The following is a 19,386-nucleotide window of genomic DNA, read 5'->3' as shown; positions in this document are numbered from 1 at the left end:
CTCAGCGCGAAAGCAGGTCCTGCCACGACGACGCCTCGCCGCCGGAGCTCAGATCGGTCTGCTGGTAAACCTGTCCGTCGGCGCCGACATAGCGCCCGGTGCGCGGGTCGTACTTGGCCGTCGCCGCCGCGACACCATGAGGAGCACCGTCAGGCGATGCGTTCGGTGTCACAGGAGCTGGGGCCGGTCCGGGTTCTGCCGGCACTGGCGCTGATGGCACTGCTGGCATGGGCGCTGCTGGTGGCGGCAGCGATGTTCCCTCAACCGGGGCGAAGATCCTCTCGTCGGCATCCACCCGGGAGTCGGGTGCGACGCCCTGCGCGATGAGGTTGGGGTCGAAGGGGTACGGGCCCAGCACGTGCTGGCGCATCGCGGTCGGTTCGAAAGGCCGGTCGCTGTTGCAGATCTCGACGGTGGGCGCCCGCTTGCCGGGGTTGGACATGCACGGGTTGTTGCGGACACCGCGCACCGCGATCGGCGAGTCCTGCGGCAGTTTGCAGTACAGGTTGTCGGGGGTGTCGATGACGGTCTCGTCCTCGGGGGACCGCCATTGGGACGGCGGCAGGAAGCCCACCGTGCACGCCGGCGGATCGCCGTTCATCAGCGAGAAGCCGCCGTAGGACAGGCCGAGCGGATTGTTGAGCTGGGACAGGGATCCGAAGCCCGCGACATAGGGCGGCAGCAGGACCAGTAACTGCCTCAGTGCCGGGTTGTAGGTCACCCCCACCTCGCCGACGGTGGTGAGGTTCGCCAGCAGCACCGGCAGCGTCGGCTTGACCTGCTCGAGCAGTCGAGCGATCTCGTCGGCGGCGCCGGGACCGGTGCCGAGCAGGGTCCGGAAGTTTGCGTCGTTGTCGGCCATCTGTCCGGTGACGGCGGCCAGGCTGCGCGCCCAGATGCGCAGCGCATCAGCGCTTTGCGCCTGCGAGGCAATCAGCGGTTCGCTGTCGTCGATCAGCGCGCGGGTGCGCTCCGCGGTGGCGTTGCTCTCGGCGGCGATACGCGAGCCCGAATCCATCAGCGAGCCGAGGTCATATCCTGCGCCGTCGAACGCCAGATACGACTCGTCGAGCAGGTCGGACAACTCCCGCTTCGGCACGCTCTTCACCAGAGCGCTCAACTCGTCGAGCACCGGGCCCACCCGCAGCGGGATCGTGGTGTCCGGCTCGGCGATCACCGCGCCGTCACGAAGGAACGGCGGCCCGTCTGCCCGCGGCACCAGGTCGACGTACTGCTCGCCGACAGCCGACACGCTGCGCACGTTGGCCTGCACGTCGGCGGGGATCTTCGGTGAGGACCGCAGCGACAGCGTCGCGGTGGCACCGGTCGCGGTGGGGGAGACACTCGTGACCTTGCCGATCTGCACGCCGCGATAGGTCACATTGCCGAATCGGTACAGCCCGCCGGTGCCCGGCAGTTCCGCGGTGACGGTGATATGACCGATGCCGAACCACGTCGGGACCCGCAGATAGCCGAAAACCATTGCGGTCATGGCGATCACCGACGCGATCGTGAACACGATCAGTTGTGTCCGCACGGCCCTGGTGAGCATCAGCCGCCCCTACCCGGGTACGGGCCTGCAAAGATCGATGCGTCCGGGACCGTCGCATCGCCGAACGGCGGCGGCGTGACCGGCAGCAACGGGGCGGGCGCCTCGGCCCGCATGGGCACCATCACGGGTGGTTCACCCGAATCGACCTCCGGCGCGGGGGCGGTCACACCCAGGCTCAGCGGTTCGTAGGTGTAGTTCAGATGGACCGGATCCCCCGGCGCCGGGACCAGTTCGACGTTCGGGTCACCCCACCGGGTTCCGAGGAACAGCGAGCGTTTCAGGCGAGGGACGGTCAGATCCATGGTCGCGAAGATGTTGATGTAATCGCCGCGGATGGCGCGGTCGACGAAGTTCTGAGAGAACGGGAAGGTCGGCAGGTAGGCGATCACCGGTCCGATCTGGCCGACGTCGGCCAACGCCTTCACCGTCGGATCGAGGTTCGACAGGTTGCGCACCAGGTCATCGCCGGCCGTGTTGACGACATCGGTTGCGGTGTCGCTGAATTCGCCGAGCTTACGCATGGCGGTGATGAGCTGGTCGCGCTCCTGCAGCAGGACGTCCATGGCCGGCGGGACCGTGTGCAGCGCCTGCGTGATGTCGTCCTCCTGGGCGGCCAACGTCGCGGTGAACCGGTCGAGTTCGGTGATCGAGGAGTTGAATCGGTCCCGCTGCGCGTCGACGGTTCCCACGAAGGTGTCCAGGCGGGTGATGAGGTCCCGGACGTCGCCTTCGCGACCGGACAACGCCGTCGCGGCACCGTGGACGACATCGCCGAGTTGTCCGAGTCCGCCGCCGTTGAGCACGACCGACAGCGACGACAGCGTCTGCTCTGTCGATGGATACGTCGAGGATCGGTCGACTGCCAAGGTTGCGCCCGGTGCCAGCCTGCCGGTCGGGAGTTGACCCGGCGGCGGATCGAGCGCGACGTGCATCGAGCCGAGCAAGCTGGTCTGCCCGATCGTGGCCACCGCATTCCCCGGCACCACGACATCAGGCCGGACCCGCACCTCGACGTCGGCGACCCAGTCGTGTACATCGAGGGTGCCGACGCTGCCCACCACGACGTCGTCGATCATCACCGGCGAATTCGACTCCAACGTCCCGATATTGGTGAACTGGACGTGGTAGATCGCATGGTCCGGACCGCTGGCGACCGCTCCGGGCAGCGGAAGGGAGTTCACGCCCTCGAATCCGCACGCCGTCGCCGTCACCGCGACACAGAGAGCCGCGGCGGCGCCACGCCACAGCTTCGCCGCGTTCACGGTGGGGTCCCATCGACCGCAGGTGGCGCTTCGGCAGGCAGCAGCACATCGTGCAGTGTCGGAACGGGGCCCGGTGCGTGGGCGGGCGCCGGGACGGGCACGTGGGCGCCCGGCGCACCGGAGTAGGCCGAGACCGCAGGCGGTTGTTCCGGACCGACTGGGGCGCCACCGGGCCCGCCGGGGGCGAGCGCGGGATCGGCGTAGGCCAGTTTGTCGGGGGTGACGGCCGGCATCAGGAACGGGTTCAGCGGTGGCTGGGGCAGGGAGTTGAAGTTGAGCAGCCGCATCGCGGGTCCGAGATACTTGGCGCACACCTCGGCCGTCTCGGGGGCGGTGATGTTGGCGATGCCGCCGATCGCGCCACAGATGAACGCGACGGGATTCGAGAAGTTGTTGAACACGAACGTGCCGAGCGCGCCGGGCACATTCGGGTTGAGGATGTTGTACGCGTTGGCGAATGCGGTCGGCGCGACATGCAGGATGTTCTCCACGTCGAGGCGATGGTCCACCAGCACCTGGGTCACGTTGGCCAGCCGCTGGACCTGTTCGGCGGTTTTGTCCCGGGTTCCGGCCACGAACCGCTGCACCTCGCCGACGGCGATCGCCAGCTCCGACATTGCGGCGTCGAAATCGGCTCTGCTGTCATCCAATACGGTGGAAAAGGTCGCCAGTCGGTCCTGGAACAACACGAGGTCGTCGCCGCTGTCGCGCAGCGCAGTGACGAAGACCTGCAGGTTCTCGATCGTGGCGACGATGTCGCCGCTACCGTCGGACAGGATGCGCGCCAGTTGTGACAACTGCGCAAAGGTCTGCCGCAATTTCGGGCCGTTGCCCTCCATGGCGTCGGCAGTGGACTCGATGAAGCGGCCCATCGACGTCGTCGACATCTCGCCGTCGGGTCCGAGTTCGGTTGCCAACCGCGACAACTGGTCCTTGACCTCGTCCCACTCGACCGGCACGGCGGTGCGGGACCTGGGGATCACGCCGCCGTCGGCCATGCGCGGTTCACCGTTTCGGTACAGCGGGGCCAACTGGACGTAGCGCGCGGCGACCAGGTTCTGCGCGACGATCACGGCCTTCGCGTCGGCAGGCACGCGGATACCGTGGTCGACCTCCAGAATGACTTCGGCATCCGCGGCCTGCGGTGTGATCGAACGGATCGTGCCGACCCTCACACCGGCGATGCGAACGTCGTCGCCGGGATAGAGACCAGTCGCCGAGGAGAAGTACGCGGTGATCCGCTGCGACGGGAAATAGATCTGCCGAACCAGCACCACCGTGCCCGCGACCAGAACGGCGGCGAGCACAGCGAGCAGGACTCGCTTGGCCATGGACTTCATCGCGATCCCCCCGGAATGCCGTTTCGCGGCCACGGAAACAATGCGCGGGGCATGTTCGGGTCCCCGGCCCTGAAGCCGAACGCGTAATCGAAGAATGGCTGAAGGAGTTGGGGCGGGATCAGGTTCGGCACGAACGCGCTGTAATACGCCCCGCTGGCGACGGATTCGCTGCTGGTGATCTCGAACTTCTTCAACCCGGGCAGCGCCTTGGACAGGTTGTCGCGGTTCTTCTCGAGCATCGCGGTCACGGAGTTCAGGCGGTCGAGCGTCGGGGCCAGTTCGGCCTCGTTGTCCTCGACCAGGCCGGTCACATGTCGGGCCACCGCCGAGACGTTGGCCAGCAGTTCGCTGATGGCGTGCCTGCGTTCGACGAGCACGGCGAGCAGGTCGTTGGCGTTGAGGATCAGCGTGTTGACCTGCCCACTGCGCTGCGCGAGAACCTGCGACACCGTCGCGGCGTGCTTCAGCAGCGTGTCGAGCCTCTCGCTGCGGCTGTTCAGGGACCGCGACAGTCGGGTCAGGCCGTCGAACGTCGGCCCCAGTCGGGGGGCGACCTGGTCGAGCGTCGCCGACAGCAGGTCCAGTGATTGGTTGAGCGCGTTCATATCTGTCGCGGCGACGTTGGTGGTCAGGTCGTTGACGGCCTCGTTCAGCGAATAGGGCGATCCCGTCCGGGACTGCGGTATGACGTCTCCGACCCGCATCGCACCGCTGCCCGACGGTTCCACCGTGAGGACGCGTTCGCCGAGAAGCGAACCGGTCCTGATATGGGCCGTGGTCCGATCGCCCAGGCGGACGGCGTCTTTGACGGTGAACGTGACCACTGCGCCGCGCTCACCCAACGCGACGTCGATGACGCTGCCCACCCTGACGCCCGAGACCTTGACGTCGTTGCCGGTGCTCAACCCGCCCGCTTCGGCGAATTCGGCGCGATAGGTGATCGCGCTGGCCCAGGCGATCAGCCGTTCGGGTTGCAGCCCGATTGCGACGACGAGCAGGATCAGGATTACTCCGATGAACCCCGCTCGAGTCAGGTTGGCACCGCGGTACTTAAGCATCGGGCTCCGCGCACCTCCCATACCGTTGTTTGACCCAGGGGAAAACCGCTGTCCTGCCCTGCAGATCGGTGACGCGGATCGTGATGCCGCACAGGTAGTAGTTCACGAAGCTGCCGTACGAACCGACCCGCGCCAGCTTGCGGTAGTTTTCGGGAGCCCGCTGCAGCGCGACATCGATCTGTCCCTTTCCGTCGTCGAGCTGCGGCGCGAGGCGATTGAGCTGATCGATCGTGGCTGCCAGCGGGGGACGCGCATCGGACAGCAGTTGCGCGACCGATGCTGTTCCGGTGCTGAGGGAGTCGATCGCGGTGCCGATCGTGTCGCGATCTGCGGCCAGTTCCGTCGCCAGGCGTTCGAAGCGGTCGAGGGCGCCGGAGAAACGGTCACCCTCCCTTCCGAGATTGGCGAGCACGGCATCGAGGTTGTCGATCAAGCTCTCCAACGCTGCGTTGTTGTCGGCCAACGTGTTCGAGAACGACGACGTCCTGCTCAGCAGTGAATCAAGGGTGTCGCCCTGGCCCTGAAAGATCTGGAGCAACGCACCGGTGAGCTGGTTGACGTCGGTGGGGTTCAAGCCCCGGATGACGGGTTTGAGCCCGCCGAGCAGAAGGTCGAGGTCCAGGGCCGGTTGGGTGCGGTCCACTGGAATCTGTGCGCCTGCGGGCATCACCCGGGTGGAGCCCGGCCCGTCGACGAGTTCCAGATAGCGGTCGCCGACGAGGTTCAGATACCGCACCGCTGCTCGAGTGCCGGTCGTCAGCACCACGTCGTCGTCGGCGTCGAACGCCACCACCACCGTGTTGTCCGTCCGCAACACCACGTCGCGAACCGTGCCCACCCGCACACCCGCAACCCGCACGGAGTCACCGGGTTCCACGCTGGAGGCATCGGCGAAGACGGCGGAGTACGCGCTGGTCGACCCGCTGCGGAACTCGCCGAAGACGAGGAAGAGGCTCGCCGTCAACACCGACATGATGACCGCGAAGACGCCGAATTTGGCCGCGGTACCCGCTGTGCTCATCCGGGCTGTCCGTACTGGGCGGTGTTGCGCGGCGGCCCGTCGATGGGCCCGAACAACCATTGTTTGAGGCCATCGGAGTTCAACAGGAGGCCTTGGTTGCCGTACCGGGCCGGATTGGTGCCGACGTCGGCGACCACTTTGGCCGGGAATTCGTTGTACTGCAACGGCAACTGCCCAGCGCACTGCGGACCACCGGTGGCGGCGACCTTCGGTAGATCCTGCGGATAGCGGTACCGCTCGATGCCCAGCACCAGGGCGCCGATGTCGTTGACGCCGGGCACCGGCGCCGGCGGCTTACCGACGAAGTTGCGCTGAATTCCTGCGAGCGCGCAGTTGAGTGCCTCGTGGTACTCGTTGGTGAGGTCGGTGGTCGGCACCATCAGATGCAGCAGATCGGCCAATGACTCCCGATTGCCGCCGATGACGTCGTTGCCGGCATCGGCCAACCCGATGGCCGACACCAGAAAACGGTCCAGGTTCGACTGCTCGTCGACGAGCGTGCGACTGATCGCACTGGCGTGGCGAAAGATCGTCATCAAGTCGGGTGCCGCGTCGGCGTATCCGGCCGCGACGTCGGGCAGCATCTGCAACTCCCGGGTCAACTGGGGAAGATTCGGTTCGATCGTCACCAGGAAGGAGTTGAAGTCGGTCAGTGACTGGCCGAACGTCTCACCGCGACCGCTGAACGCCGTCGACATCGCACGCAACGTCTCGTTCAGCTTCACGGGGTCGATGTGGGAGAGCACGGAATTCAACTCCGTGAAGATCGTGTTGGTCTCGACGGTGACGTGCTCGGAATCGAGTACCTGCCCGGCCCGGATAGACACCCCGGATGGATGCACGGGTGGGAGGAACTCGACCGATTTCGCGCCGAACACGGTGTTGGCGCCGATCTCGACGCGGACGTTGTCGGGAATCAGACGCAGCCGCGCTGGTTCGATGGACAGAGTGAGTTCGGCTCGGCCTTCTGGCGTCTGGTCGACGGCCGCGACGGTGCCGATCTGCGCGCCGTTGAGCTTGACCTTGGCGCCGCGTTCCATCAGCAGACCGGCACGATCGGTCATCACGGTGACCGACGCTGACGGTGTGAAGGTCCCGTTGAACATCGCAACGGCGGCGCCGACGACGGCGACGGCGCCGAGGACGGCGATCAACCCGACCAGCGGACGCCGGTAGCTGCGTGCCCCGAAATCGCGCCCGGGAGCGGCGGCCACCGGGCGCGAATCCGTCGCCGCACTCCACGGCGTGCGCCTCAGGTTCCGGCGCATCCGAGCAAACTGCTGGCGGCGATCAACGCTGACCCCCTAGGATGTGACCGAAATCTCACACTTGCGGTGACGAGATGAATATACAGCCGAAATCAGAACTTCAAAGTACTTTGACCAATCTGTTTACTATTGACTGAACGAGAGTTACGTTCTACTTCGACATGCATACTCTGGGCGCAGCGGCTGAGGGAGGGCGACGTGCCGATTCTCGACGAGCACCGCACCTTCGTGGCGGGGCGTTGGGTCACCGGGCAGGAAGTCCTCGCCGTGGAGAACCCTGCCGACGAGAGCCACGTGCACGACCTCACCGTCACGCCGCTGACCGAGGTGGAGCGGGCCATCGCCGAGGCTCGGCGCAGCTTCGACGCCGGGGTATGGGCCGACCGGCCCGTTGCCGAACGGGCCCGCGCACTGCACCAGTTCATCGATCACGTCGAGGCCAACGCCGCGACCGTCGTCCCCACGCTTGTGGCCGAGGCCGGCCAGCCGACGCGGTTCGCCGAGATGACCCAGGTGCGGGCGGGCGTCGGGATCGCCCGCCAGACCATCGAACTGTTTTCGTCGATGCCGCATGAGGAGGCCAGCCCGGTCCCCGTCGACGATCTCGTGCGCGGGCGGGTGGCACTGAGCGTTCGCCGCCATGAGCCCGTCGGTGTGGTCACCGCCATCACGCCGTACAACGCGGCGCTGATCATGGGGTTCCAGAAGCTCATCCCGGCACTCATGGCGGGCAATTCGGTGATCCTGCGTCCCAGCCCGCTGACCCCGATCTCGTCGCTGATCTTCGCCAAGTCGGCGGAGGCGGTCGGGCTACCGGACGGCGTGCTCAGTGTTGTCGCCGAAAGAGGCACTGCGGCAGCAGAACTGCTCACCAGCCACGCGGGCGTCGACATGGTGTCGTTCACGGGGTCGACGCTCGCGGGCCGCAAGATCCTCGCGCAAGCGGCGCCGACGGTGAAGCGCGTATCGCTGGAGCTCGGCGGCAAGTCCGCTCAGATCTACCTGGCCGATGCCGTCGACCGGGCCGCGGTCGGGGCGGCCATGGTCGTGATGAGCACCGCCGGACAGGCGTGCGTCGCCGCCACGCGCATGCTCGTTCCCGAGGAGCGACGCGCGCAGGTTCTCGAAGCGGTCAGCGCCGCGTACCGGAACATCAAAATCGGCCCTCCGAGTTCCGCCGACGCCGCGATGGGCCCGGTGATCAGTGCGGCGCAACGGGATCGGTGCGAACGCCTCGTGAGGGCCGCCGAGGAGAACGGCGGCAAGGTGATCTGCGGTGGTGGCCGCCCGGCCGGCCTCGATCGCGGCTACTACTTCGAGCCGACGGTCCTCGACATACCGGACAACGGCAATCCCGCCGCACAAGAGGAGATTTTCGGGCCGGTCATCGCGGTGCTGGGCTACCGCGACGTCGACCACGCCGTCGAGATCGCCAACGACAGCATCTACGGCCTGTCCGGTCAAGTGTACGGCGCGGATGTGAGCGCCGCCGTCGGTGTCGCGCGCCGGTTGCGCACCGGCGCGGTCAACGTGAACACCACCGTGTTCTCCGCGTACGCACCCAGCGGCGGCTACAAGCAGAGCGGTTTGGGGCGAGAACGAGGGCCAGACGGCATCCGCGAATTCCAAGAAGTCAAACACATCTCGATAGGGGAGCTTTCACGATGAGCGCGAACGGCAATGGCGCAGGCACCTACGATCTGAACTGGTTGATCTCCGTCGACGACCACATCCTGGAGCCACCGAACCTCTGGGTGGATCGCGTCGCTTCCAAGGACCGCGACCGAGCACCGCACATGGAGCCCGACGACAACGGGGTCGACATGTGGGTCTACGACGGCAAGCGCTATCCGAACTCGGGTCTGTCCGCGGTGGTGGGCAAGTCGAAGGAGGAGTTCAGCCCCGAGCCACTGTCGTACTCGGAGATGCGGCCGGGCTGCTATGACGCCAAGGCCCGGGTCGAGGACATGGATCGCTCGGGTGTGCTTGCCTCGCTGTGCTTTCCGACGATCACGAGGTTCTGTGGGCAGCTGTTCATGGAGGCCAGCGATCGTGAGTTCGGATTCGAATGTCTTCAGCATTACAACGACTGGCTCGTCGAAGAGTGGTGTGCGGCCGCCCCCGGCAGGTACATCCCGTTGATGCTGATCCCGATGTGGGATCCGAAGCTGGCGGCCAAGGAGATGGAGCGCATGGCGGCCAGGGGTGTGACGTCGTTCGCCTTTTCGGAGAATCCGGAACCGTTGGGACTGCCGACCATCCACGACGCCGACGGCTACTGGGAACCGGTCATGGCGGCGGCCAACGAGACCGGAATGGTCGCCAGCATGCACGTCGGGTCGTCGTCACAACTTCCCAAGATCTGCAAGGACGCGCCGTTCATGGCCAACTTGACCTGGGGCGCATCGCGCACCTCGGGAACCATGCTCTCGTGGCTTTTCAGCGGGCTGTTCCAGCGCTACCCGAACCTGAAGATCGCGCTGTCGGAGGGGGAGATGGGCTGGATGCCCTACTTCCTGGAACGCGCGGAGCAGGTGCTCGACAAGCAGCGCTACTGGGTCAAGCGCGGGACGAGGTTCATGGGCCACGCGGGCAACGAGGCCGATCTCGACACACTCGACATCCGAGAGACCTTCCGCAACCACATCTTCGGCTGCATCATCGAGGATCGCCACGCGGTCAAGAGCCTCGATGAGCTCGGCGAGGACAACATCATGTGCGAGACCGACTATCCGCACTCCGACTCGACGTGGCCCAACTGCATCGACGTCGCCCGCGACACGATGAAAGACCTGCCCGAGAACGTCCAGTACAAGTTGCTCCGCGGCAACGCCGAGCGGCTCTACCGCTTCGCCCCGGCCGAGCCGCCGGTCCTTGCGGGCGTGTGATCGCGTGAAACTGAACGGCAAGAGCGCCGTCGTCACCGGTGCCGGCTCCGGGGTGGGGCGGGCGTCGGCGGCGCTCTTCGCGCAGGAAGGCGCGCGGATCGTCGTCGCCGACATCGACCTCGAGCGAGCGAAAGAAACGGTCAACGAGATCGACGCTGCGGGCGGCACGGCTGTCCCGATCGGTGTCGATGTGGCCGACGAAGACCAAGTGCGACAGATGATCACGATGGCCGTCGACTGGTTCGGCCGCCTCGACATCATGTTCAACAACGTCGGGATCCCCACCCCGCGGCTCGGCATGTCGTTCGAGGACCACACGCTCGAGGACTTCAACCGGCTCGTCGCGGTCAACCTGGGCGGAGTGTTCCTGGGTTGCAAACACGCTGTGGTCCAGTTCAAGAGGCAGGGCGACGGCGGGGTGATCCTCAACACCGGCTCGGTGGCGGGCCTGGTCGCCTGGGGTGGCACCGTCTACGGAGCGACCAAGGGCGGCGTGCTGCAACTGACCCGCGCCGTGGCGGTCGAGGCGGCACCGTTCGGGATCCGAGTCAACGCGATCTGTCCCGCCGCGATGCCGCTGACCGGGTTCATGGCCGCAGGCGGCCTGCAGGTCGACGAGCAGCAGCAGGTTCAGATCGCGGAAAAGGTTGGGGCGCAACACCCGCTGGGGCATGTGATCACCGCCGAGGACTGCGCCCAAGCCGCGCTCTACCTCGTCTCCGACGCCGCGAGAAACATCACCGGGGTGGCGCTGCCCGTCGACGGTGGGTACGTGGCGCGATGACGACAACCCCCACCCTCGACCGGGACAGGCTGCGGGAGCTTTTCGACCTTCGCAGCTCGTACAACGAACTGAGCGGCGGGGCCTACCAGGATGACCCGTATCCGGTGTGGCACCGGCTCCGTGAACAAGGCCCCGTGTTGCCGGGCATCCTCCATGAACTGACAGGCTGCACCGCACCGATGTACTTCCACGGCCTGCCGTATCCGGACCGGCCGCACTTCACAGTCTTCGACTACGAGAACGGCTTTGCCGCCCACCGCGACCCCGAGGTGTTCGCATCGTCTCCGGAACCGGTCGACCTGGACAACGGACCGCTGGCCATCACCAACAGCATGCTGTCCATGGACGGCGCCCAGCACAGGCGCTACCGCGCGCTCGTCCAGCCGGCGTTTCTGTCCTCGAACGGCAAGTGGTGGATCGACAACTGGATCGCCGATACCGTCGACATGCTGATCGACGGGTTCGCCGCCGACGGACGCGCCGAGCTCAATGTGGACTTCTGCGCCGCGATTCCGATCCTCACCATCACCGGCAGCTTCGGGCTACCCGTCGAGCAGGCACTCGAAATCCGCGCCGCACTCACGCATGATCCGCAGCGTGTCGTCGAGCTGATCCGGCCGGTGATCGCCGCCAGACGCAGCCATCCCGAGGACGACCTCATCAGTGTTCTCGTGGAGGCGCAGATCACCGACGAAGACGGTGATACCACCCGGCTGACCGAGCGCGAGATCGACTCGTTCGTCTTGTTGTTGCTCGGTGCGGGGTCGGGCACCACGTGGAAGCAGATGGGTACGACGCTCACCGGGCTGCTGCAGCGTCCGGAGATGCTCGACGCGGTACGCGAGGACCGGTCCCTGCTACGCCCGGCGATCGAGGAGTCGGTGCGGTGGATGCCCACCGACCCGATGTTCTCCCGGTGGGTCACCCGCGACACCGAACTCGGCGGTGTCGAGGTTCCGGCCGGGTCCGTGGTGCACATCAACATCGGTGCGGCCAACCGTGATCCGCAGCGGTGGGACCGCCCGGACGACTACGACATCCACCGACCGATGCGGCCGAACCTGGGGTTCGGCCAGGGCGCCCACATCTGCCTGGGCATGCACGTCGCGCGGGCCGAGATGGCGGTCGCCATCTCGGCACTGCTCGACCGGTTGCCGAATCTGCGCCTCGACCCCGACGCCGAACCCCCCCGCTTCGTGGGCCTGTACGAACGAGGCGCCACCGCGATCCCCGTGCTGTTCGATCCCTCCTGAGGACGTTATGAGCGAAACCGACTACACGGCATCGGATCTGACCCTCGTCGGGGGCGATCATGTGGCCGCCTACCGCAAGACCGGGGGCGAGGTCGGATACCTGTGGAACGGCGTCCCGACGCTCCTGCTGACGGTGACCGGCAGGCGCAGCGGACAGCCTCGGACCTCGGCGCTGATCTTCGGTCGGCACGGCGAGGACTATCTGGTCGTCGCCTCGATGGGTGGGGCGCCCATGCATCCGAAGTGGTACCTCAACCTGCAGGCGAATCCGGCCGCCGAGATCCAGGTGCGCGACCGGCGGATCGCGGTGAGGGCGTGCACCGCGACACCGGAAGAGAAGCCGCAGCTGTGGCGGATCATGGCCGAGCTATGGCCGAATTACGATGCCTATCAGGCGCGTACCTCGCGCGACATCCCCGTCGTGGTGCTGACTCCGACATGAGCACACCTGAGGTTCCCGCGGTGGCATGGGTCGAACGCGCCGTCGAGCGGTCGGCCGCGGTGCAACGGTCCCGATTGCGTATCGCCAAACAGGTCCGGCAGATGCTCGACGCGGCGCGCAGGCTGATCGCCGCCAAGGGCGACGAGTTCACCACCGGTGAACTGGTCGCCGAGGCCGGCGTCGCCTTGCAGACGTTCTACCGCTATTTCGGAAGCAAAGACGAGCTGCTTCTCGCGGTGATCGGCGATGCGATGACCGAGGCATGCGAGCGATGGTCTGCAGTAGCCGACGAGGTGCCGGATCCGCTGTCGCGGTTGCGCTTCTACCTCACAGCGACGCTAGAGCGTTTGAACGGTGACAGGAGAAACGCCGCGATGGCGCGGTTCGTGGTGTCGACACGGTGGCGGTTGCATCGACAGTTCCCCGAAGAACTCGCCGAGGCCGAAAAGCCGTTCGTCGACCTGCTGCGCGGCGCAGTCGCCGATGCGGTGACGGCCGGCCAGCTCAGTCCGCCTGACCCCGAATGGGATCCGTGGTTCCTCGGCGAACTGATCCGATCGGTCTACCACTACTACGCGTTCGTCGAGCACGACAGCGCCGAACTCGAACTCGCCACACAACGGCTATGGCACTTCAGCTTGGCGGCACTCGGCGGTGCCGCCCGCGCACAGAAAGGTGAGCAGTGACAGAAACCCGGATCGAGAACGACACCGACTTCGACGCCGTCGACTTCTTCACGAGCCCGACGTTCGTGCCGGATCCGCACCCCTATTTCGACTACCTGCGCAGGCAGGGGCCGGTGGTCAGAGAGCCACACCACGGCGTGGTCGCGGTCACCGGATACCTCGACACCCTCGAAGTGTTCAAAGACGCCAGCCTGTGGTCGAACTGTGTGGCGGTGGGTGGGCCGTTCCCGCCGCTGCCGTTCACTCCCGAGGGCGACGACATCCGCGCGCAGATCGACGCCCACCGCACCCAGATGCCTTTGTACGAACACATGGTGGCGATGGACCCGCCCAACCACACCAGGGCGCGTTCGCTGTTGAGCAAGTTGCTCACACCCAGCCGTCTGAAAGCCAACCAGGACTTCCTCTGGGAGCTCGCCGACGCCCAGCTCGACGAGTTCGTCGACGCAGCTCGACCGGACGGCGAATGCGAGTTCCTCACCGCGTATTCGAAGCCGTTCTCGCTGTTGGCGATCGCGGATCTGCTCGGCGTCCCGCGAGAGGATCACAAGGAGTTCCGTGATGCACTTGCCAACCCGCATCTGATGGGCAACATCGAGGGCGAGGGTGCCGCGATCAACCCGTTGGAGTTTCTGGACGAGAAGTTCAGCGCGTACATCGAAGACCGGCGCGCGCAGCCACGCGACGACGTGCTCAGCGAACTCGCCAACGCGACGTATCCCGACGGTTCGCAGCCCGCCGTCACCGACGTGGTGCGCACCGCGAGCTTTCTCTTCGGGGCCGGGCAGGAGACCACCGCCAAACTGCTCGGCGCCGCGATGAAGATCCTGTGCGAGCGGCCCGAACTGCAGCACGCGCTGCGTGAGGACCCCGCGCTCGTGCCGACGTTCATCGAAGAGACGCTGCGCATGGAAAGCCCGGTGAAAACCGAGTTCCGGCTTGCGGTCCGGTCGACTGAGTTGGCCGGGGTGAAGATCCCCGCGGGCACCACCGTGATGGTCTCGGCGGCGGCGGCCAACCGTGACCCGGACCGGTTCGAATGCCCGCACGAATTCCGGCTCGACCGCAAGAACGTCCGCGAACAGATCGCCTTCGCCCGCGGCGCGCACTCGTGTCCCGGTGCGCCGCTCGCGCGGGTCGAGGGCCGGGTGTCGTTGGAGCGAATCCTGGCTCGCATGAGCGACATCCGCGTCGACGAGCGTTTCCACGGATCGGCCGATAACCCCGAGTTCACCTACGAGCCGACGTACATCCTGCGCGGTCTGACCGAACTGCACCTGCGGTTCACCCCAATGGGCTGATGCCAACGGTCGGTGGCGCGTTGGTGGCCGCGGCGGTCGCCGCGGTGACCGTGGTTGCCCTGGCCCCGCCCGCACACGCCGCCGACGCCGCCCTCAACGGCCGGTATCTGGCGACGTCGAACGGCGACTTTGCCATGACCAACGACGTCTACCGCGACCTGCCGAGTGTCCGGAGCACCTGGACGATCGCGATGACGTGTATCGACGATGTCAACTGCAGCGGCACGGTCGACAGCGATGCCGGCTGGAGCGCGGACATCGTCATCACAAACAGCGAGTACATCGTCAAGCGGGAGCTGCCCGACTGGCAGCGCTGCGCGGACGGCACCGGACGGACGGTGACGGGGCATCAGAGTTACCGCTTCTTTCCTGTCGGCGACGAAGGCTTCCTGCTCCCCGGCTCGCGGGTCTTCGCCGGTTTCGACAAGACGTCGGGGGAGAGCGGTGCCTGCAGCCTCAACGAGATGACCGAGATCGAGATGCCGTTCCGGCTCGACAAACTGGACTGACGGTGCAAGGAGGACTCCCATGCCGGTGAGCAGGCTCGCCGATTTACCCGTCGGTGGTGGCGGCCGGTGGCCGTTGTGCGGCAGCGGTTTTCGGTCGGCACAGTGGGGTGACATGGAGGTCGGCTTTACGACCACCGGTCCCGGTGACCACACGGCGCTGTACCAAGGCCTGCCCGGCGGGGTGTGCCCGTGCCCGCATTACGGTTACGTGTTCAAGGGGCGCATCCGATGCCGCTTCCCCGGAACCGATCTTGCCGACGAGGTCGCCACCGCCGGCGATGCGTATTTCTTCCCGTCCGGCCACGTGCTGATCTATGAGGAGGACACCGAGGCTTTCGAGCTCAACCCGGCCGCGGCCCTGCAGACACTGATGGACCACATCGAGTCGGTCGCGCGCCGTCACGTGGAATCGAGCGTCTGACGGCGCGATGCTGCCCCGCAGGCCGAGGCGCTAGCATTTCCCGGTGTCCTGGGTGGAGCGAGCGGTCGAGCGGTCGGCGGCCGTGCAACGCTCGCGGGAGCGCATCGCCCAGCAGGTCCGCCAGATGCTCGACGCCGCCAGGACGTTGATCGGCGCCAAGGGCGACGATTTCACCACCCAGGAACTGGCCGCCGAAGCCGGCGTCGCATTGCAGACGTTCTACCGCTACTTCGCCAGCAAGGACGAGCTGATTCTCGCCGTGATCGGCGATGCGATGACCGAGGCGGTCGAGCGCTGGAGGCAGGCCGCCGAAGAGCTTCCCGATCCGCTGGCACGTCTGCGGTACTTCATCACGTCGACGTTGGAGCGTCTCGACGGTGACAGCCACGACGCCGCCATGTCGCGGTTCGTCGTGTCCGCCCGGTGGCGACTGCATCGTCAGTTCCCCACCGAACTCGCCGAGGCGGAGAAGCCGTTCGTCGACCTCGTGCGCGCCGAAGTCACCGCCGCCCGAGAGGCGGGCCTGCTCAATCCCGGTGATCCCGAATGGGATTCATGGTTCATGACCGAACTGGTGCGCTCGGTCTACCACTACTACGCGTTCGCCGACCATGCCGAGGGCGAACTCGACACCGTCAAGGAACAGCTGTGGCGGTTCTGCGTCACCGCCCTCGGCGGCACCACCTCTTGAGGTTGCGCCTCAAGCGTTTTCGGCGATCCACAGCGTCGTAAAGCGCTGTTCGGCGATGAGCAGGTCGACGAGCTGGCCGCCGATGAAGTTTTCGATCTTGCCGCCCACCAACGGAACTCGCACCTCGACCTCGACGGTGAACTCCAGCCGCGAGCCGCTGTCCGCCGGGCTCAGGACCGCAGTGCCCGCCAAACTTGCCGGCGCCCCGGGGATCGACCCCTTGACCGTCGCGGTGGCCTTCCCGTCGAGCACCGGGCTCCACGCCTCCTCGCGCACAAAGCTCAGGTCTCCGCGGTGGAACTGGGTCACCACACCGGGCAGCCGGTCGGCGCGCAGCGTCTGCGTCGTGACGACATCGATGCCGCCCTGGTCGTCGATGACCATCGAGTCCAGCGAGTACATGTCGGCGCCGGAATCGGTCAGCCGCGCGAGCCAGTACCGCTCGTCGCCGAACGCCCGGTGGACCTGCTCGACGGTTCCCCCGTACTCGGCGGCCATGTCGAATGAGCGCGGCATAGCTGGTCAGGCTACCGTTACCGCCCGTGGTCGGTTCGCAACTAGGGGGTGCCTCCGTCGAGGAGCGGGTGCCGCTTGCGCCGCTGACCACGCTGCGGGTGGGACCCGTCGCGCGACGGCTGATCACGTGCGACACCACGCAGAAGGTCATCGACGTGGTCCGAACGCTCGGCCCCGGCGACGACGCGCTCGTTCTGGCGGGTGGCTCCAATGTCGTGTTGTCCGACGAGCTGACCGACCTGTCGGTGATCCATCTCGCCAACACCGAGATCACCGTCGACGGTGAAGTCCTGCGCGCCGAGGCCGGTGCGGTGTGGGACGACGTCGTGGTCACGTCGCTGGCGCACGGTCTGGGTGGCCTGGAGTGCCTGTCGGGGATACCGGGGTCGGCCGGGGCCACACCGGTACAGAACGTCGGCGCGTACGGCGCCGAGGTGGCCGACACCATCCGACGGGTGCGCCTGCTGGACCGTCGCACCGGCGAAGACGGCTGGGTCCAACCCGACGCGCTGCGGTTCGGCTACCGCACCAGCGTCCTCAAATACGCGCACGACGCGATCGTGCTCGAGGTGGAGTTCGCGCTGGACCCGGCCGGACGCAGCGCGCCGCTGCGCTACCGCGAACTGGCCACCGCGCTGGGCGCCGAACAGGGCACACGCGCCGATCCGCTCGAGGTGCGCGAGGCGGTGCTGGCACTGCGGGCGAGCAAGGGCATGGTGCTCGACGCCGACGATCACGACACCTGGAGCGTGGGCTCGTTCTTCACCAACCCCGTCATCACGACCGCGGAGTTCGAGCGGCTCCGCGCCTCGGTCGACGGACCGGTGCCCAACTATCCGGCCCCCGACGGAGTCAAACTGGCCGCGGGGTGGCTGGTCGAGCGGGCCGGCTTCGGCAAAGGCCATCCGGGCGAAGGCGCCGCCGCCAGGCTGTCGACCAAGCATGCGCTGGCGCTGACCAACCGCGGCGGCGCCACCACCGCCGACGTGATCGCGCTGGCCAGGACGGTACGTGACGGCGTCCGAACGAAATTCGGGATCGAGCTCACAGCCGAGCCTGTCCTGATCGGGTGCTCGCTGTAGGTACGCTCGATTCACGTGAGTAGAGCAGAACCCCTACCGCCGGGGTTCAACCGGCGGCGCGCCCTGGCCGCACTGGCGGTCGGCGTCGTCGCGCCGGGCGTGCTGGCCGCGTGCGGCTCCAAGGACGACGGGTCTTCGGCGTCGCAGGACGGTGAAGCGTCCGGAGCCCCCTCGCTGGACTTCACGCCGGCAAACGCCGCGACCGACGTCTCGCCGACCGCGCCCGTCGGTGTCCAGGTCGCCGACGGTTGGTTTCAGCGGGTCTCGTTGACCAACCCCGACGGGAAGGTCGTCGCCGGTGCGCTCAACCGCGACCGCACCGAGTTCACGATCACCGAACCGCTCGGCTACGGCGTGCAGTACACGTGGAAGGGCTCGGTTGTCGGCCGCGACGGCAAGGCGGCGCCCGTCGAGGGCTCGTTCTCCACGATCAACCCCAGCACTCAGGTGAGTGGGCGCTTCCAACTCGGCGACGGTCAGGTCGTCGGGGTGGCGGCGCCGGTCATCCTCCAGTTCGACGGACCGATCAGCGACAAGGCCGCCGTCGAGAAAGCGCTCACGGTCACCACCGATCCGCAGGTGGAAGGCAGCTGGGCGTGGCTGCCCGACGAGGTCGGCGGGTCGCGCGTGCACTACCGCACCCGCGAGTACTACCCGGCGGGCACCAAGGTGAACGTCGACGCGAAGCTCTACGGCGTGCCGTTCGGCGACGGCGCCTACGGCGCGCAGGACATCTCGCTGCACTTCGAGATCGGCCGTCGTCAGGTGGTCAGGGCCGACGCACCGTCGCACCGCATTCAGGTTCTCGACGGGGCTGGCGCGGTGGTCATGGACTTTCCCTGCAGTTACGGCGAAGGCGATCTGGACCGCAACGTCACCCGCAGCGGCATCCACGTCGTCACCGAGAAGTACAGAGACTTCTACATGACCAACCCGGCCGCGGGCTACGCCAACGTGCACATGCGGCATGCGGTACGGATCTCCAACAACGGCGAGTTCATCCACGCCAACCCGGCCAGCCTGGGTTCTCAGGGCAGCAGCAACGTCACCAACGGCTGCATCAACTTGTCACCGGCCGATGCCGAGCAGTACTTCAACAGCGCGATTTACGGCGATCCCGTCGAGGTCACCGGCACGCGCATCCAGTTGTCCTACGCCGACGGCGACATCTGGGATTGGGCCGTGCCGTGGGAGGAGTGGAAGTCGATGTCGGCGCTGTCGGACGCGAACGCTCCGGACATGCCGAGCACCGCGCCCGCGACGCCGTCGGGCGCACCCGAGCCGGTGAGCGGCCGTCCGGGCGGGTGACGTT

The 19,386-nt window shown here is 66.8% G+C and carries 19 protein-coding genes; 12 read left to right on the top strand and 7 right to left on the bottom strand.

The genetic code is table 11. From position 1 onward, the window contains the following. Position 1 precedes the first annotated feature (1 nt). From A5790_RS07185 to A5790_RS07160, 6 genes are read right to left on the bottom strand one after another with little or no spacing between them, the layout of a single operon-like run. A complete protein-coding gene (locus A5790_RS07185; protein ID WP_066842228.1) occupies positions 2-1,552 on the bottom strand; it encodes an MCE family protein in 1,551 nt (516 codons plus the stop codon). Further along, positions 1,552-2,814: an MCE family protein gene (locus A5790_RS07180; protein ID WP_066842226.1), complete on the bottom strand. Its 1,263-nt coding sequence runs from the start codon at positions 2,812-2,814 to the stop codon at positions 1,552-1,554. Before A5790_RS07180 ends, A5790_RS07185 begins: the two co-directional genes overlap by 1 nt. Further along, positions 2,811-4,154, bottom strand: coding sequence for an MCE family protein (locus A5790_RS07175; protein WP_066842281.1), 1,344 nt, complete (start codon positions 4,152-4,154; stop codon positions 2,811-2,813). Before A5790_RS07175 ends, A5790_RS07180 begins: the two co-directional genes overlap by 4 nt. Next, positions 4,151-5,212: an MCE family protein gene (locus A5790_RS07170; protein WP_369829770.1), complete on the bottom strand. Its 1,062-nt coding sequence runs from the start codon at positions 5,210-5,212 to the stop codon at positions 4,151-4,153. The genes A5790_RS07175 and A5790_RS07170 overlap by 4 nt, the downstream gene beginning before the upstream one ends. Continuing rightward, positions 5,205-6,233 carry an MCE family protein gene (locus tag A5790_RS07165; RefSeq protein ID WP_066842222.1) on the bottom strand — a complete coding sequence of 343 codons (1,029 nt, stop codon included), beginning with the start codon at positions 6,231-6,233 and terminating at the stop codon, positions 5,205-5,207. The genes A5790_RS07170 and A5790_RS07165 overlap by 8 nt, the downstream gene beginning before the upstream one ends. Then, positions 6,230-7,501: an MCE family protein gene (locus A5790_RS07160; RefSeq protein WP_066842220.1), complete on the bottom strand. Its 1,272-nt coding sequence runs from the start codon at positions 7,499-7,501 to the stop codon at positions 6,230-6,232. The genes A5790_RS07165 and A5790_RS07160 overlap by 4 nt, the downstream gene beginning before the upstream one ends. Before the next feature lie 198 nt (positions 7,502-7,699). On the opposite strand from A5790_RS07160, the gene A5790_RS07155 reads away from it, so the two are divergent. From A5790_RS07155 to A5790_RS07110, 10 genes are all read left to right on the top strand, one after another. After that, complete coding sequence (locus tag A5790_RS07155; RefSeq protein ID WP_066842218.1) at positions 7,700-9,169, top strand: aldehyde dehydrogenase family protein; 1,470 nt, start codon at positions 7,700-7,702, stop codon at positions 9,167-9,169. Next, positions 9,166-10,389 (top strand): amidohydrolase family protein, encoded by a 1,224-nt coding sequence (locus A5790_RS07150; RefSeq protein WP_066842216.1) that lies wholly within the window; start codon positions 9,166-9,168, stop codon positions 10,387-10,389. The genes A5790_RS07155 and A5790_RS07150 overlap by 4 nt, the downstream gene beginning before the upstream one ends. Positions 10,390-10,393: 4 nt before the next feature. Further along, positions 10,394-11,173, top strand: a complete 780-nt coding sequence (locus A5790_RS07145) for an SDR family NAD(P)-dependent oxidoreductase (protein WP_066842214.1) — start codon at positions 10,394-10,396, stop codon at positions 11,171-11,173. Beyond that, positions 11,170-12,426, top strand: a complete 1,257-nt coding sequence (locus tag A5790_RS07140) for a cytochrome P450 (protein WP_066842212.1) — start codon at positions 11,170-11,172, stop codon at positions 12,424-12,426. Before A5790_RS07145 ends, A5790_RS07140 begins: the two co-directional genes overlap by 4 nt. A 7-nt stretch (positions 12,427-12,433) precedes the next feature. Next, entirely contained in the window at positions 12,434-12,868 is a 435-nt protein-coding gene (locus A5790_RS07135; RefSeq protein WP_066842210.1) for a nitroreductase family deazaflavin-dependent oxidoreductase, read from the top strand. Between the two features lie 59 nt (positions 12,869-12,927). Further along, positions 12,928-13,554 carry a TetR/AcrR family transcriptional regulator gene (locus A5790_RS07130; RefSeq protein ID WP_066842279.1) on the top strand — a complete coding sequence of 209 codons (627 nt, stop codon included), beginning with the start codon at positions 12,928-12,930 and terminating at the stop codon, positions 13,552-13,554. Beyond that, a complete protein-coding gene (locus A5790_RS07125; protein WP_231987622.1) occupies positions 13,551-14,855 on the top strand; it encodes a cytochrome P450 in 1,305 nt (434 codons plus the stop codon). Before A5790_RS07130 ends, A5790_RS07125 begins: the two co-directional genes overlap by 4 nt. Next, the gene (locus A5790_RS07120) at positions 14,855-15,364 is read left to right on the top strand and encodes a hypothetical protein (RefSeq protein WP_066842206.1); all 510 of its coding nucleotides are present in this window, start codon (positions 14,855-14,857) and stop codon (positions 15,362-15,364) included. The genes A5790_RS07125 and A5790_RS07120 overlap by 1 nt, the downstream gene beginning before the upstream one ends. Positions 15,365-15,383: 19 nt before the next feature. Continuing rightward, positions 15,384-15,785 carry a hypothetical protein gene (locus tag A5790_RS07115; protein ID WP_082961616.1) on the top strand — a complete coding sequence of 134 codons (402 nt, stop codon included), beginning with the start codon at positions 15,384-15,386 and terminating at the stop codon, positions 15,783-15,785. 82 nt (positions 15,786-15,867) lie between these two features. Continuing rightward, complete coding sequence (locus tag A5790_RS07110; RefSeq protein ID WP_066842273.1) at positions 15,868-16,476, top strand: TetR/AcrR family transcriptional regulator; 609 nt, start codon at positions 15,868-15,870, stop codon at positions 16,474-16,476. Positions 16,477-16,485: 9 nt separating this feature from the next. Here A5790_RS07110 and A5790_RS07105 read toward each other — a convergent pair whose 3' ends face one another. Next, positions 16,486-16,992, bottom strand: a complete 507-nt coding sequence (locus A5790_RS07105) for a DUF2505 domain-containing protein (RefSeq protein ID WP_064425352.1) — start codon at positions 16,990-16,992, stop codon at positions 16,486-16,488. 26 nt (positions 16,993-17,018) lie between these two features. Between A5790_RS07105 and A5790_RS07100 the strand changes: the two genes are divergently transcribed. Continuing rightward, entirely contained in the window at positions 17,019-18,074 is a 1,056-nt protein-coding gene (locus tag A5790_RS07100; protein ID WP_066842204.1) for a UDP-N-acetylmuramate dehydrogenase, read from the top strand. A 15-nt stretch (positions 18,075-18,089) separates the two neighbouring features. After that, the gene (locus A5790_RS07095; RefSeq protein WP_064399702.1) at positions 18,090-19,382 is read left to right on the top strand and encodes an Ig-like domain-containing protein; all 1,293 of its coding nucleotides are present in this window, start codon (positions 18,090-18,092) and stop codon (positions 19,380-19,382) included. Positions 19,383-19,386 lie beyond the last annotated feature (4 nt).

Source organism: Mycobacterium sp. 852002-51152_SCH6134967, assembly GCF_001667105.1.
In the GTDB taxonomy this organism is placed as follows: Bacteria; Actinomycetota; Actinomycetes; order Mycobacteriales; family Mycobacteriaceae; genus Mycobacterium; species Mycobacterium neumannii_A.
Note: the sequence above shows the minus strand (reverse complement) of the source record. Positions and strands in the feature narration are given on the sequence as shown.